This window comes from Pseudomonas sp. LB3P81, assembly GCF_054897965.1.
Window position 1 is genome coordinate 3,360,527 of record NZ_JBUBVG010000001.1, and the last position, 15,091, is coordinate 3,375,617.

Annotated in this window: 11 protein-coding genes and 1 pseudogene; 7 read left to right on the forward strand and 5 right to left on the reverse strand. The window is 54.6% G+C overall.

Features of this window, described 5'->3' with window-relative positions:
- Positions 1–63 precede the first annotated feature (63 nt).
- The 4 genes from glyQ to ACYZTL_RS15485 all read left to right on the forward strand — a co-directional run bounded on the left by glyQ (position 64) and on the right by ACYZTL_RS15485 (position 4,487).
- On the forward strand, positions 64–1,017 hold the full coding sequence (gene glyQ / locus ACYZTL_RS15470) for a glycine--tRNA ligase subunit alpha (protein WP_003213601.1): 954 nt from the start codon (positions 64–66) through the stop codon (positions 1,015–1,017).
- Entirely contained in the window at positions 1,014–3,068 is a 2,055-nt protein-coding gene (glyS, locus tag ACYZTL_RS15475) for a glycine--tRNA ligase subunit beta (RefSeq protein WP_461952524.1), read from the forward strand. The genes glyQ and glyS overlap by 4 nt, the downstream gene beginning before the upstream one ends.
- Before the next feature lie 4 nt (positions 3,069–3,072).
- Positions 3,073–3,618, forward strand: coding sequence for a D-glycero-beta-D-manno-heptose 1,7-bisphosphate 7-phosphatase (gene gmhB / locus ACYZTL_RS15480; RefSeq protein WP_461954316.1), 546 nt, complete (start codon positions 3,073–3,075; stop codon positions 3,616–3,618).
- 89 nt (positions 3,619–3,707) lie between these two features.
- Entirely contained in the window at positions 3,708–4,487 is a 780-nt protein-coding gene (locus tag ACYZTL_RS15485; protein ID WP_461952525.1) for a lysophospholipid acyltransferase family protein, read from the forward strand.
- 485 nt (positions 4,488–4,972) lie between these two features.
- Here ACYZTL_RS15485 and ACYZTL_RS15490 read toward each other — a convergent pair whose 3' ends face one another.
- A complete protein-coding gene (locus ACYZTL_RS15490; protein ID WP_461952526.1) occupies positions 4,973–7,345 on the reverse strand; it encodes a TOTE conflict system archaeo-eukaryotic primase domain-containing protein in 2,373 nt (790 codons plus the stop codon).
- Between the two features lie 130 nt (positions 7,346–7,475).
- Positions 7,476–7,802, reverse strand: a complete 327-nt coding sequence (locus ACYZTL_RS15495; protein ID WP_461954317.1) for an Nmad3 family putative nucleotide modification protein — start codon at positions 7,800–7,802, stop codon at positions 7,476–7,478.
- 20 nt (positions 7,803–7,822) lie between these two features.
- Here ACYZTL_RS15495 and istA point away from each other — a divergent pair, with 20 nt between their 5' ends.
- The 3 genes from istA to ACYZTL_RS15510 all read left to right on the forward strand — a co-directional run bounded on the left by istA (position 7,823) and on the right by ACYZTL_RS15510 (position 11,143).
- A complete protein-coding gene (gene istA / locus ACYZTL_RS15500; RefSeq protein WP_461950425.1) occupies positions 7,823–9,322 on the forward strand; it encodes an IS21 family transposase in 1,500 nt (499 codons plus the stop codon).
- Positions 9,315–10,118: an IS21-like element helper ATPase IstB gene (gene istB, locus ACYZTL_RS15505; protein WP_461950426.1), complete on the forward strand. Its 804-nt coding sequence runs from the start codon at positions 9,315–9,317 to the stop codon at positions 10,116–10,118. Before istA ends, istB begins: the two co-directional genes overlap by 8 nt.
- A gap of 140 nt (positions 10,119–10,258) precedes the next feature.
- A complete protein-coding gene (locus ACYZTL_RS15510) occupies positions 10,259–11,143 on the forward strand; it encodes a helicase-related protein (protein ID WP_461952527.1) in 885 nt (294 codons plus the stop codon).
- Positions 11,144–12,835: 1,692 nt separating this feature from the next.
- On the opposite strand, the pseudogene ACYZTL_RS15515 reads toward ACYZTL_RS15510, so the two are convergent.
- The 3 genes and pseudogenes from ACYZTL_RS15515 to ACYZTL_RS15525 form a co-directional block, all read right to left on the reverse strand.
- Positions 12,836–13,096, reverse strand: a pseudogene (locus ACYZTL_RS15515) (integrase core domain-containing protein); the annotation flags it as partial.
- Positions 12,987–13,292, reverse strand: coding sequence for an IS66-like element accessory protein TnpA (gene tnpA / locus ACYZTL_RS15520; protein ID WP_461952528.1), 306 nt, complete (start codon positions 13,290–13,292; stop codon positions 12,987–12,989). The pseudogene ACYZTL_RS15515 and the gene tnpA, both read right to left, overlap by 110 nt.
- 523 nt (positions 13,293–13,815) lie before the next feature.
- A complete protein-coding gene (locus tag ACYZTL_RS15525) occupies positions 13,816–14,646 on the reverse strand; it encodes a hypothetical protein (protein WP_461952529.1) in 831 nt (276 codons plus the stop codon).
- Positions 14,647–15,091 lie beyond the last annotated feature (445 nt).

A 15,091-nucleotide genomic window follows, 5' to 3' on the forward strand; every position in this document is an offset into this window, starting at 1 on the left:
CGCAGCAACGAATCGGGTATACTCCCGCTCTTTAAATCGCAGCCCAAGAAACAGGTGAATTTCGTGAGCCAGCCTACGCCAGCCGTGCGTACCTTCCAAGACTTGATCCTCGCCCTCCAGCAATACTGGGCCGAGCAAGGTTGCGTGGTACTTCAGCCCTACGATATGGAAGTAGGCGCCGGGACTTTCCACACTGCCACGTTTCTGCGCGCCATCGGCCCGGAAACCTGGAACGCCGCTTATGTGCAGCCCAGTCGTCGCCCGACTGATGGCCGCTACGGCGAAAACCCGAATCGCCTCCAGCACTACTACCAGTTCCAGGTGGTTCTGAAGCCGAACCCGGACAACTTCCAGGAACTGTACCTGGGCTCCCTCAAGCATGTCGGCCTGGACCCGCTGGTCCACGACATTCGCTTCGTCGAAGACAACTGGGAATCGCCGACGCTGGGCGCCTGGGGTCTGGGCTGGGAAGTCTGGTTGAACGGCATGGAAGTGACGCAGTTCACTTACTTCCAGCAAGCGGGCGGCATCGAGTGCTACCCGGTGACCGGCGAGATCACTTACGGCCTTGAGCGTCTGGCCATGTACCTGCAAGGCGTGGATTCGGTCTACGACCTGGTCTGGGCTGACGGTCCGTTCGGCAAAGTGACCTACGGCGACGTGTTCCACCAGAACGAAGTGGAGCAGTCGACCTACAACTTCGAACACGCCAACGTCGAGAAGCTGTTCGAACTGTTCGATTTCTACGAAAGCGAAGCCAAGCGCCTGATCGAACTCGACCAGCCGCTGCCATTGCCGAGCTACGAAATGGTGTTGAAGGCGTCCCACACCTTCAACCTGCTGGATGCGCGCCGGGCGATCTCGGTGACCGCGCGTCAGCAATACATTCTGCGTGTGCGCACCCTGGCGCGTTCCGTTGCGCAAGCCTATCTGCTGGCTCGCGCCAAGCTGGGCTTCCCGATGGCGACCCCGGACCTGCGTGATGAAGTACTGGCCAAGCTGGAGGCTGCACAATGAGTGCTCAAGATTTTCTGGTTGAACTGGGCACCGAAGAACTGCCACCCAAAGCTCTGAACACCCTGGCCGAGGCCTTCCTCGCCGGTATCGACAAGGGCTTGCAAGCCGCTGGCCTGAATTACGAGACCAAAACCGTCTACGCTGCACCACGTCGCCTGGCGGTGCTGATCACCGCGCTGTCGACTCAGCAGCCGGATCGCAGCATCAACCTCGACGGCCCACCACGTCAGGCCGCGTTCGATGCCGAAGGCAACCCGACTCAAGCGGCACTGGGTTTTGCCAAGAAGTGCGGCGTAGAGCTGAGCGAAATCGATCAGAGCGGGCCGAAACTGCGTTACAGCCAAAACATCGCCGGCAAGCCGACCTCGAGCCTGCTGCCGACCATCGTCGAAGATTCCCTGAACGACCTGCCGATCCCGAAGCGCATGCGCTGGGGCGCTCGCAAGGAAGAATTCGTTCGTCCAACCCAATGGCTGGTGATGTTGCTCGGTGACCAGGTCATCGAATGCACCATCCTCGCCCAGAAGGCCGGTCGCGATTCCCGTGGTCACCGCTTCCATCACCCGGAAAGCGTGCGCATCACCTCGCCGGCCAACTACCTGACCGACTTGCGTGCCGCTTACGTTCTGGCCGACGCCAACGAACGTCGCGCGATTATCAGCAAGCGCACCGAAGAGCTGGCGACGATGCAGGAAGGCACGGCGATCGTTCCGCCAGCCCTGCTCGACGAAGTGACCGCGCTGGTTGAATGGCCAGTACCGCTGGTGTGCTCGTTCGAAGAGCGTTTCCTCGACGTGCCGCAAGAAGCGCTGATCACCACCATGCAGGACAACCAGAAGTATTTCTGCCTGCTGGATGCCGATGGCAAGTTGCTGCCACGTTTCATTACCGTGGCCAACATCGAAAGCAAAGACCCGCAGCAGATCATCGCCGGTAACGAGAAAGTGGTTCGCCCACGCCTGACCGACGCCGAGTTTTTCTTCAAGCAAGACAAGAAGCAGAAACTCGAAGTCTTCAACCTGCGTCTGCAAAACGTGGTGTTCCAGGAAAAACTCGGCAGCGTCTACGACAAGGCCGAGCGCGTTTCCAAACTCGCTGCGTTCATCGCGCAACGCATTGGCGGCAACGCTGCATGGGCCTCCCGTGCCGGCCTGCTGTCCAAGTGCGACCTGGCGACCGAGATGGTCGGTGAATTCCCGGAGATGCAAGGCGTCGCCGGTTACTACTACGCCCTCAACGACGGCGAGCCGGAAGAAGTTGCTCTGGCGCTGAACGAGCAGTACATGCCTCGTGGCGCTGGCGCTGAGCTGCCGACCACCCTGACCGGTGCGGCCGTCGCCATCGCCGACAAACTCGACACACTGGTCGGCATTTTCGGTATCGGCATGCTGCCGACCGGTAGCAAAGACCCGTATGCACTGCGTCGCGCAGCGCTGGGTGTGTTGCGGATCCTGATCGACAAGAAGCTCGACCTTGATCTGACCGATGCCGTGGCGTTCGCTGTGAATGCGTTCGGTGCCAAGGTCAAAGCCGCTGGCCTGGCCGACTCGGTACTCGAATTCGTATTCGACCGTCTGCGCGCCCGTTACGAAGACGAAGGCGTCGATGTCGGGACTTATCTGTCGGTAAGGGCACTGAAGCCGGGTTCGGCGCTGGACTTTGATCAGCGCGTACAAGCGGTAGAAGCTTTCCGCAAATTGCCGGAAGCCGCTGCCCTCGCCGCTGTGAACAAGCGCGTGTCCAACTTGCTGAGCAAGGTGGAAGGCTCGGTTCCATCGGTCGTTGAAGCCAAGTATTTCGACAATGCCAACGAGTTCTCCCTGTACTCGGCGATTCAGCAGGCAGACCAGGCTGTTCAGCCAATGGCCGCTGCGCGTCAGTACAGCGAATCTCTGGCGCGCCTGGCTGCCTTGCGCGAACCGGTGGACGCGTTCTTCGAAGCCGTGATGGTCAATGCGGATGACGCCAACGTGCGCGCCAACCGGTATGCGCTGCTGTCGCGTCTGCGTGGGCTGTTCCTCGGCGTCGCCGACATTTCGCTGCTGGGCTAAGGGGCTGCTGTTGAAACTGCTGATTCTCGATCGGGACGGGGTGATCAACTACGACTCCGACGCTTACATCAAGTCGGTGGAGGAGTGGATTCCGCTCCCCGGTTCGATCGAAGCCATCGCGCAGTTGAGCAAGGCCGGCTGGACGGTAGCCGTCGCTACCAACCAGTCCGGCGTCGCTCGCGGCTATTACGACCTCGCCACCCTGGACGCCATGCATGAGCGCTTGCGCTCGCTGGTGGCGGAGCAGGGTGGTGAAGTCGGGCTGATCGTCTATTGCCCGCACGGGCCGGACGAAGGCTGCGATTGCCGCAAGCCAAAACCCGGGATGCTGAAAACCATCGCCGCGCATTACAACGTGTCGCTGACGAATCTATGGTTCGTCGGCGACAGTCTTGGTGACCTGGAAGCCGCCAAAGCCGTCGATTCTCAGCCAGTTTTGGTAAAGACCGGGAAAGGCGAAAAGACTTTGGGCAAGACCCTACCGGTAGGCACCATGATTTTTGACGATCTCGCGGCGATTGCCGCAGAACTTGTGCACAAATGCACTTAACTAAGTGTGCGCTTCTGAAATTCCTGGCAAAGGATGATAGGGGAGTGCGCTTTATATAGACGGGCAGAGCCCGCACGGTAAACGTCGCCATGTCGATACTGCAGGCCATCAGAACCTTCCTCTTTTACCTGCTGCTGGGCACCAGCTCCTTGCTCTGGTGCAGCCTGAGCTTTTTTATCGCGCCTTTTTTGCCGTTCAAGGCGCGCTATCGTTTTATCAACGTGTACTGGTGCCGCTGCGCCTTGTGGCTGAGCAAAGTCTTTCTGGGCATCAGCTACGAAGTGAAGGGCGCCGAGAACGTGCCTGAGCAGCCCTGCGTGATTCAATCGAACCACCAGAGCACCTGGGAGACGTTCTTCCTCTCGGCCTACTTCGAGCCGTTGAGCCAGGTGTTGAAGCGCTCATTGCTGTTTGTGCCGTTCTTTGGCTGGGCCATGGCCATGTTGCGACCGATCGCCATCGACCGCGACAACCCGAAGGCCGCGCTCAAGCATGTGGCGAAGAAAGGCGATGAACTGCTGAAGGATGGCGTCTGGGTGCTGATCTTTCCTGAGGGGACGCGAGTTCCTTACGGCACTATCGGAAAATTCTCACGAGGTGGCACCGCGTTAGCCGTCAACGCCGCGCTTCCCGTGCTGCCGATTGCTCACAATGCCGGCAAGTTCTGGCCGAAGACCGGATGGGCGAAGAAGCAAGGCGTCATCACCGTGATCATCGGCGAACCGATGTATGCCGAGGGCAGCGGGCCGCGAGCCATTGCCGATCTAAATGATCGGGTTCAGGCCTGGAACGAACAGATGCAGCGGGAAATGGGCTCGATTCCGCCCGCTCCGCAAGCGCCGGCTGCCAGCGATCAGATGGCTGTCTGAGGTTCTGTGGATAACCTGTGTACCGTTTCGCTGAAAAAAGGCGGTTTTTGTCTGTAAGCTTATGATTTATATGCATATTTCTTAAGCTCATAAAATGACGAAAAACGTGCATAAGTTTTTTTCGGGCGTAAAAAAACCGGCTGATATAGCCGGTTTTTTGTGCGTGAAATTTGAGCAGCAATGCTTAGCCGTTTTTCAGCTTATGCGGAATTTTGTGTAATAAAAAAGGCCAGCGCAATGCGCTGGCCTTTTTTTGTTTGGCAGGTCCGCTGGATGTCGATGGGCACATTAAGTGTCATGCTTACCCTAGGTGCAATCAGGGTTCCACGTGGAACATGGGCACCATAAATGTCGCAGTTGAGCCGCAATTAGTGTCGTATTGCGTTTTTTTGACCGTATTAAATGTCGTTTCCGGAACCAGCATCCTCACCGGAATGAAGGCACTTGCTAGCTGCGCCCAAAATCGAATCCAAGGGACCGTGCTGCTAGAGCAAGTCCATAGTGGCTAGGGAGTCGGCCATTCGGTAACCCATCGCTTTGTAACCCGCCTGCCGCTTATCCCACATCCTCATCAACGCGACATTACCCGCGTCGACGAAGTCGATCACTCGCACGTCGGCCTTATCGGCATGCGCTCGATGCAATCGGCCTGCGTATTGCTGAAGGATTCCTTTCCAAGAGATAGGCATTGCAAGCACCAATGTGTCCAATGCTGGATGATCGAAGCCTTCACCAACTAGCTTTCCAGTTGCAACGAGCACGCGTGGAGCATCGGATGGAAGTGAGTCAAGCTCGTGCATGCGGGAGATTCGCTGTTTTTTTGGCACACGCCCATGAAGTGTAAAAAGGTTATGCACGCGCCCCTTCAACTCAGCCCCAAGAGCATCTGCATGCTCAGTACGCTCAGTCAGCACCAAGATCTTCCTACCTTGGCTAAAGGCTAGCTCAACCTCGGAGACAATTTTGGCTGTACGCTCGATATCGTCAGCCAGGCGTCGAAACACGTCCTGAATTCCTGAGCCGTCGGGGACGACAATAGGCTTGGAAAGCAATCGGGGCACTACAGACAAATCATGAGGGGCACTTGCCGGTCGAGAAGCAGAGTGCCGGATCGGTCCGCATTGCATAAAGATGATAGGTTGCTGCCCATCACGGCGTACTGGAGTTGCTGTAAGTCCCACCACATACCTCGCGGCAGCACTCCTCAGTAACGACTCGAACGAAACCGCTGACACGTGATGGCACTCATCTACGATGATCTGGCCGTAGTTTTTCACCGTATCGCTGACCTCACCTTTTCGCGATAAAGACTGCATTACAGCGATATCGATGACACCTGTGGGTTTTGCCTTTCCACCGCCGATAGTACCCACGACTTCATTGCCGACACCTAGAAATGCATGCAAACGCTCTTGCCATTGCCGTAGCAGCTCAGTCCTATGCACAAGCACCAACGTGTTAACACTGCGCCTCGCTATCAACGCGGCGGCAGTCACGGTTTTGCCAAATGCCGTCGGCGCACACAGGATGCCGACGTCATTACTAAGCATCGAGCTGACCGCAACTTCCTGATCAGAACGCAACGTGCCGAGAAAACTCACGTCGATGGGGTCGCCAGCAAAGCGTTCATCTTGGAATTCAGCGGTGATTCCATTTTCCTCCAGAAGCTCAAGAGCCGCATCTAAGCATCCACGTGGTAAGGCGATGTGTTTAGGGAAATTTTGCGCGCAGCCAATGACCCTAGGTTTATTCCAGACCGATAGGCGCATGGCCTGAGCCTTATAAAACTCAGGGTTTTGAAATGCCGCGAGTCGGACAAGCTGATTTGCCAAGGGCTGCGGTAATTCCGATTTTTCGAAGTACACCAGGTTGGCCAGTGTGATACGGAGAGACGCAGGTAACGGGCAAGTCAATTTACGCGATCTCGAATCACGATCTTTCCAAGGTTCAGCATCCCCCTCGTCCTCGACATACGCGACGCCTACGGGATCACGGTTACCCATCGCCCGGATAATTGCCGGGTCAATATCCCCTGGGCTCATCCGCTGAATGGAGGCCAGAAAGGCCCATTGATCAGAATGAGGTTCCAGTGAGTCATCTACAAAAACGCTGTTATTTTTTGCCCTGGCACGCTTTTGCAAAGGCAGTGCAATAAGGTTCCCAAAGCCACCCTTGGGCATATAGTCCTGGTTTGGAAACAGTCGATCATAGGAGCTGAGCGCCAATTGGCGAGTACGCTCACAGGCATGACTGATGATCGCAGCACCTAGGCGGCGTGCATCAAAAGCAGAAACATTACGGTCGAAAAAAATCCACGCATGAGCACCATTGCCTGAGCGCGAAATCTCCAATGCCACTGGGACTTTTAGCTCATGACACGACTGAACAAAAGCTCGGGCATCATCACGCCATTCAGCCTCATCGAAGTCGACGGCCAGAAAGTAACAGGTGTCATCAGGGAGCAAAGGATAGATGCCAACCACCACGTCGCCTGCCAAGTGACGAAAAATCACCTCATCGGTCAGCGGCAGCAATTGACGATTGCCGCAATCGCCACATTTGATTCGCGGCTTCTCACAAACCCCAGGTCGCCATTCGTTAGCACAGGCTGGCGCGTATCCTGACTTGCCTGCCTTGCTTTCCCAACGGATGGGATAAACGTCGCCCCTACCGCGAAACAGGTTTCTGAATAGATCAACCTTGGCATCTGTATTGAGCAGCCGCGAAGCCTCAATTTGAGCAACCGGTATCTTCACCGGCTCAACAGGCAGGTGCCAATCAATCCCATGAGCGTCAAGCATGGCAATTAGCCTGGCGTTCTCAGCTTGTAATGTCGCCAGCAGATTGGCGTCTGTCACAGCTTTCCACCTCTAGCATTCAAAATCAGCGCATAGCCCGCGCGCTGCTGATCCCAGTCCAGACAGAAACATAGCGGTTATCAAAAGACCGAGATTCGGATCTGTCACCAGCGTTCCTTGAGCCGCTTCACTAATGTCCAGCGACTTCAAGCAGCCCCTTGATCCAAGCGATTGGCTCCTGACTTTCTCTGGAGTCAAACACAAACTCTTGCCCTCGCGCTGCGCTTTTGAGAAGACAGAATTCCCCATCGTGAGTCCAGCGATTCAGGTCTGGATGGAAGCTCAACATATATATTCCCTCACCAGGGAACAACCAAGACGGCAACCGCCATTGAGTTGGATTTTTGGCACATGGTGCTGTGTGTTGCCGCTGACCGAAAACTGACCCAGTAAAGGCTGTTCTGCCGACTGAAAACTGACCCAGGTGTTCAACTGCTTCTGCTCGCTTTCCGAGCAGGAGAACACAGGGTGATCAGCATGGAAATGTTGGGGAAAATTCGGCGGATGTACTTTCGCGACAAGCTGTCGCTGCATCAGATAGCCAAGCGTACCGGGCTGTCGAGAAACACCATCCGAAAATGGGTCAGAGCGCCCGAAGCAACTCAGCCGGCGTACCAGCGGTGCGCAGCCTTCAACAAACTCAGTCCATTTCACCAGACGCTGGAGCAGGCGCTCAAGGCCGATTCGTTTCGGGCAAAGCACAACCGCAGGAGCGCCAAAGCGCTCCTTGAGCTGATCAAGGCCGAGGGTTACGACGGCGGCTACAGCCAGCTCACCGCCTTCATTCGCTCGTGGCGCGGTGAGCAAGGCAAATCCTTACGTGCCTTTGTACCGTTGACGTTCGCACTCGGTGAGGCTTTTCAATTCGACTGGAGCGAAGAAGGTCTGCTGATTGGCGGCCTGTTCCGACGCATCCAGGTCTCCCACATGAAGCTGTGCGCCAGTCGCGCATTTTGGTTGGTTGCGTATCCCAGCCAAGGCCACGAGATGTTGTTCGATGCCCATACCCGCTCGTTTGGCGCGTTAGGTGGGGTGCCGCGTCGCGGCATCTACGACAACATGAAGACCGCTGTCGACAAGGTCAACAAGGGCAAGGGCCGCACGGTCAATGCCCGGTTTGCCGTGATGTGCGCGCACTACCTGTTCGACCCGGACTTCTGCAACGTGGCCTCCGGCTGGGAAAAAGGTATCGTTGAAAAGAACGTCCAAGACAGCCGACGGCGCATCTGGCTCGATGCTCAAAACTGCATGTTCCACACCTTCGAGGAACTGAATGCTTGGCTCGGCCAACGCTGCCGTGCGCTCTGGGACGAGCTGGTGCACCCGCAGTACAACGGGCTGACAGTGGCGGACGTCCTGGAGCTGGAACGCGCTGAATTGATGCCGATGCCGACCGCCTTTGATGGTTACGTCGAGCGCACCGTGCGGGTCTCCAGCACCTGCCTGATCAGCGTGGCGCGAAATCGCTACTCGGTGCCGTGTGAGCGGGTCGGCCAGTGGGTCAGCAGCCGTCTGTATCCTTCGCGGATTGTAGTCATCGCCGATGAAACGACGATTGCCAGTCACAAGCGCCTCTTTGATCGAGACCAGGTCAGCTTCGACTGGCAGCACTACATCCCGCTCATCGAACGCAAGCCCGGAGCGCTGCGCAATGGCGCTCCGTTTGCTGATCTGCCGAAGCCGTTGCAACTGCTAAAACGCGGTCTGAGGCGTCACACCAACGGTGATCGAATCATGACGCAGGTACTGGCGGCTGTTCCCATCGCCGGGCTCGATGCCGTGTTGGTGGCTGTGGAGTTGGTACTTGAATCAGGCAGCTTGAGCGCTGACCACATCCTGAATGTCCTGGCTCGACTGACATCGACAGCAGCCCCTCCGTCCGCCGAAACCAGCCTTCAACTCAAGATAGCGCCTGTCGCCAATACGGCACGCTACGACCGGCTCCGTACCACCGATGAGGAGACTCGCAATGCGTGATCTTATGGCGGAACTCAAAGAACTGCGTCTGCATGGCATGGCCAGCGCCTGGGAAGAACTGGCTTCCCAAGGAGAGGCCTCAACGACCTCGTCGAAATGGCTGCTCGAACATCTGCTTCAACAAGAACATGCAGATCGTGCCGTACGGTCTGTGAATCATCAGATGCACATGGCCAAACTCCCCATGCATCGTGATTTGGCCGGCTTCGACTTCAGCGCTTCCAGCGCTGACGCCCGCCTGGTCAGGGATCTGTCCAACCTGGAGTTCACCGATACCGCGCAAAATGTCGTGTTCATCGGCGGGCCTGGAACAGGCAAAACACACCTCGCCACCGCCTTGGCCGTGTCCGGGATCACGACGCATCACAAACGCGTGCGCTTCTACTCCACGGTGGATCTGGTCAATTTACTGGAGCGCGAAAAGTACGACGGCAAGGCAGGCCGAATCGCTCAAGGGCTGCTTCGCACAGACCTGGTGATACTCGATGAACTGGGGTATTTGCCCTTCAGCCAGAGCGGTGGTGCCCTGTTATTTCACTTGCTGTCCAAGCTGTACGAGCACACCAGCGTGGTCATCACGACCAACCTCAGCTTCTCGGAATGGTCGAGCGTGTTTGGCGACGCCAAGATGACCACGGCGTTGCTAGATCGGCTGACACACCACTGCCACATCGTCGAAACGGGCAACGAGTCCTACCGCCTGCAACACAGCAGCTTGGTCGCCCAGACGAAGATCAAATCACGTGAACGAAAGCGCAAGGACGATGATGGTGCCGAGGACGATGAGCCGTTTTGATCTGCACCAAGATACCCTGCCGCATGCCTGCATGCGGTGGGGCTTGATGCCTCGTCCACTGGGACACGACTGCTAAGCTTATCCACAATTGCTGATGCAAAAATCAGCAATCCGCCCTGGGTCAAATTTCAATCGGCAGGGTGGGTCAGTTTTCAATCAGCGCCGACAATCCAGAGGGGACTGAACGGATTTTTGACTACTTCGGCGGTATTGTTGGGCCAGTCATTACCCTGAGCGACGCCATCAAGGCGCGGCGCCTGGTTCCGTATCGCTACTACCCTCACTTCGTCAGCCTAAACGAGGATGAGCGCGGTAGGTGGCGCGAGCTAACCCTCAAGCTCAAGAAGCTCTATGCCTTCTCGCAACGGGACGGGGCTGGCAAGCCCGTTGATACCCTCCGCAGTAGGCTGCTGAAAATCCAGCGCTCTTGGATTCCCAAGAAGGCCGCACGGAAAGTAGATGTAACCCAGTCGATTCTGCGTAAATGCTACGAAACCGGGCAACACTGGCTAATATATTGCGAAGACAGTAACCAGCTCGCGGATGTGGCTGAAGCGTGCAAAACCATCGGAATCAACCCGCTGGTTTATCACAGTGCGATGAACGGCGAAGCACCTGCCACCCTGAGCTATTTTGTCCAATTTGGCGGAGTGCTTATTTCGATCCGCTGCCTAGATGAAGGGATCGATATTCCGATCATTTCACACGCGATCATTTTGGCATCAAGTCAGAATCCACGGCAGTTCATCCAGCGCCGAGGGCGCGTGCTGCGACAGCATGAGAGTAAAACTCTAGCCGAAATTCATGACGTGCTGGTGATTCCTATTGATCCTGAAGCAGACGAGCAGGATTCCCTGACGCTCTCAGAATTCAAGCGAGCTATCGAGTTTGCTGATGATGCAATCAACCAAACTGAAGCATCTGTTCTCAGGGAGAAAGCGGTGGAGCTTGGATTGTTACTGAGTGATATCTATGAAATGGGAACAGAGGATGAGACTGATGACGACAGCGAAGTGCCAAACTGAGAACGCTAGATAAGTAGCTCACAGGTACCTTGCCGAAGATCTTGCATCGGTTTGCGAACTAGGTAAGGAAACTGAGGCCAAAAATAAAACTCCTGGAGATGCTATCTACCAGGAGTTTTGTTTTGACGCTTACTGATCAATAACTTTGACCGAAGTGGAAAATAACTTTTCCCACCTACAGCAGCCAAGCAGCCAAGCAGCCAAGCAGCCAAGCAGCCAAGCAGCCAAGCAGCCAAGCAAGGATGCAGTTTGTTTCGATGAAGCCGCAACCATGTTCAATCACATCGCCCATAAAACCCAAACTAGGGCTTGGAGCATGGTGTGTATCGCTTTGACTAGGCTACGCCACAAAGAAAAACCCCGGCACCAAGGCCGGGGTTTTCCCTAGAAAGCGACAGTAACTCGCCCACTTGCGACACTTAATGTGCCCATCGACACTGGATGTAGGTTCACAAAATAGATGATTCGAGAGCCCCAGCAAACGCTGGCAGAAAATCATTTTTTTTGTGAGTCCTCCGGTTGGAATTCGCAAAATAAATGAGAAAAGCCTACCCGCGTCACAGAATAGATGCCTTCGAGTAAAACTGTTCCCACTTCAACCTTCAGCTCAACCGGCGATCTAAGGTGTTTGTATGGGGAGCGACAGTGATGGAGGTTTATACGTACTGATGAGCGCAAGCGCGGATGATGTCTGGTTGTTGGTTGACTGAATCACCAGCGGCAAGGGGACGATCTCATTGTCCTCATCAGTATGCAGCCCGTCTGACCGCCGCCAAGGATGGCGAGGTCAACGAACCTGCGCGTCTTAGTGGCTGAAGCGCCCACGTGCTTCGTCGATGCCACTTATCCTCACTTAGTCGACCGGAGCGTACCGGTCGCAATAAAGTAAGCGAAATCCTCGTCGCCGACGCGGGCGGCTTCACCCACTATCGTGACTGTATCGCGGCTACCTTTCCTGACGCGGGGCTTCGGCTTAGGGGGTTTGGCCGGGCGAGGGTTGTCGAAATGCCTCATATGGAACTCTTTTTTAGCCTCATTACCGACACTGGTTTTGTTCATATTTCATCAAAGGGCGAGTGAGTGACGGCACTCTAAAGGGTTCCTCGAATGTCAGCTCGCCGGCATAGTGGTGCAACTCAAGTTAAGGGTAATGACTGCCTACCCAAGCGCTCAATGTTCAATCAACATTCTGTTGCTGAGTGGTGAGTGGTGAGTGGTGAGTGGTGAGTGGTGAGTGGTGAGTGGTGAGTGGTGAGCGTATCACCGGTTCAGGCAGTGACCTGCTCCGCTTATCCAATACCTAGAACAGATCAAAAGCGCTCAAAGCGGCGTTTCATTTTTTGAATCTCCCCCGGATATTTTACGCAGCTCAGAGCGGACCTCTTTTATGGCACCGATCAACGGAGCGAAATATAGTCGCGGAGCGTTCTTCACGATCAGGAGCAGTTCTTCGGCTAACGTGGACTTCATGGTCGCAAACTCAATGGCACGTGTTTCGTTATGTCTAGCATCCTTTTAGATGGTTTTTCAAGGAGCTTTGAGGGCTCTACATCAGTTACAGACGACCGGCGGCTTGACCGGTTTTCTGGGTAAATGCGGCCACACCGTGCAGTGCATGTGAAGTTTCACCGTTCGTAAACGCTCAAGGCGATCCCTGGACTTGCCCCTACTAAACCGGACACCACCTCTCTGTTAAATTGATGCCGCTGCCAAGCGCCTGAATTCCTTCGGTGAGCGATAGTTCAAGGCGCTGTGCGGATGCTGCTCGTTGTAATGCTCGAAGGCAATTGCCAAGATGCGCAGTGCCGTTTCGCAATCCGGCTTAGGCATGTGCGCCACGTAATCACGCTTGATCGTCTTCACGAAGCTCTCGGCCATGCCGTTGCTCTGCGGGCTGCGCACTGGTGTGGTCACCGGCTGCAAGCCGATCTGTCGAGCAAACAGGCGTGTCTGCGGGCGCAAGCTTCATCGGAACAAAAGCAGGCAAAGCCGGCGCCTGATGATCACGGTAAGCAGGTATCCACTTTCGAACCAGGTTGGCGTTAATGCCGTGACGCAGGGCCACGCTGGCCATCGACACGCCAGGTTGCAGGCATTCTTGGACGATCTGGGCTTTAAAGGGTTTGGGATAAGAGGTTCTTTGGCGCATGGCAATCCTGATGATAGGGGCGATAGTGTCCACGTATTTTTAAGTGGACAACATCGCCCTTGTCGCTGGGATCGGGTAGGTCACTTCGCCGGACGCTTACCAATAACCCGCTTAACCCAAACGATGAAATCAACATGCAAATCGCTCTAGGCCGAGCCGTATCCTTCATCCTTTTCGGACGGTTTTAATCCCATGACGTTAATGCAATAGACCATCAATTTCACGCTGTCTAGGTTGGTGGCTTTGTTATTGGATTCCATAACATCGAATAGATCAGTTTTAGGATTTTTCCACCTGCCGCAGTGCGTAGTTCGTTTAGTTAGAAAAATCGGCATAACAATATAGTTCCAAGAATCCCATCGAAGCAAAAAGCCCTTGACACATTCAGGCAAAACAACTTAGATTCCGGCGCGAACCAGTAGCTCAGTTAGTTAGAGCGCTTACAGATACATGTAAGAGGTCGTGGGCGCGAATCCCACCTGGTAAAAAGCTTTGATTCAGAGCTTTTTACAGGTGATTTCAGTTAAGTTATTAGTTTACGCGGTATCGGCTGTTTTTGGGCCCCTTTTCGAACTTCTAACGTTTGAGGGTCACACACTTCAAATTTTTCATTCCGCCAGTCTAACTCTTCACAAGCTGAAATATCTTCCAGCTCTACACCCGATAAGTATCTTTTACCCTCCCATATTACCCCCAGTGGCTTAGCCAAGCCGGCCCGGTAGATTCCAACAAGTTGTGGTGCACCTCCTGTCAACGAATCATCTCCGCTTTTTAGCGACGAACAAAAAGCACCGAAGACGCTTCGACTTGTGTTTTGTACATCTGTTTGCTGCCAACGGTATTCCCAATTCTTGATCGAGCCGCTTCCAGATCCTGCCCCTCTTATCAGTCCAGAGCGAAAACCTGAAACAGGACCACCAGGAAACTCCATTACCTCAGAACTCACGACTCTAGAACCAGAACTATATACACGCCCAGCATGAAATTCACATGCTATCCCTTGCCCTGTCCGAGAAATATAAAAAATCTGAAAAGGTCTTCTTTGTGACGTAGGATAATCACTAAAGCTTACCTCCACACTTTTTCGAACTCGCTCCAGCTTTTCGTAAAAATTACGGCAACCAAAGAACATCCCACCAGCATCTATCCTTTCGCATATAGGACCGATCACTAACAGTGGAAAGAGCACATCTCCACAAAATCCAAAAGCCTCAGGCGAAGACTTTGCGATAAAAAGTTTCCCTCCGTAATTCCAAGCATCAGCTGCCCCCCATGAAATCCGACTATCACTTGCCAAGTAAATTGACGATGGTCCTCGTTGATCAACTCCAAGCCATGAAATCAACGTAGTCATTTTTTCTCCTATGCTCTTACCTCCAAATCGCAGGCAATGGTCCACAAGAAATCAGACTGGGTCAACGACATCTCAGTGAATGATCCAACTCAGCCTCCGCGTCAACATGCAGCTCAGACCTCAAATCCATAATCGTTGTAGATAAATTAATCGGCCCCCAAAACTCTTCAGGTCCAGGATGGTGAAGCGTTGGGGTCTCGTGGCGGTCACTTGACTCATCATCGTGCGCTAGGTGGTTGGCTTGAAATTCAAAGTACATGAGCGCCTAGCAGAAAAGACGCCGCATACAGCGTTGGGGCAAGTGTTAGCATGGCTTTTTGACTTCATCGAGCACGAGTGCCGGTGTATCATCGCAGAGTCCCGATCTACTGAAACGTTTCTCCGTGTGAGCAATTCCAGCAAATACTTCCAACACTTGTGATACGAACATTCTAAGATATCGTTT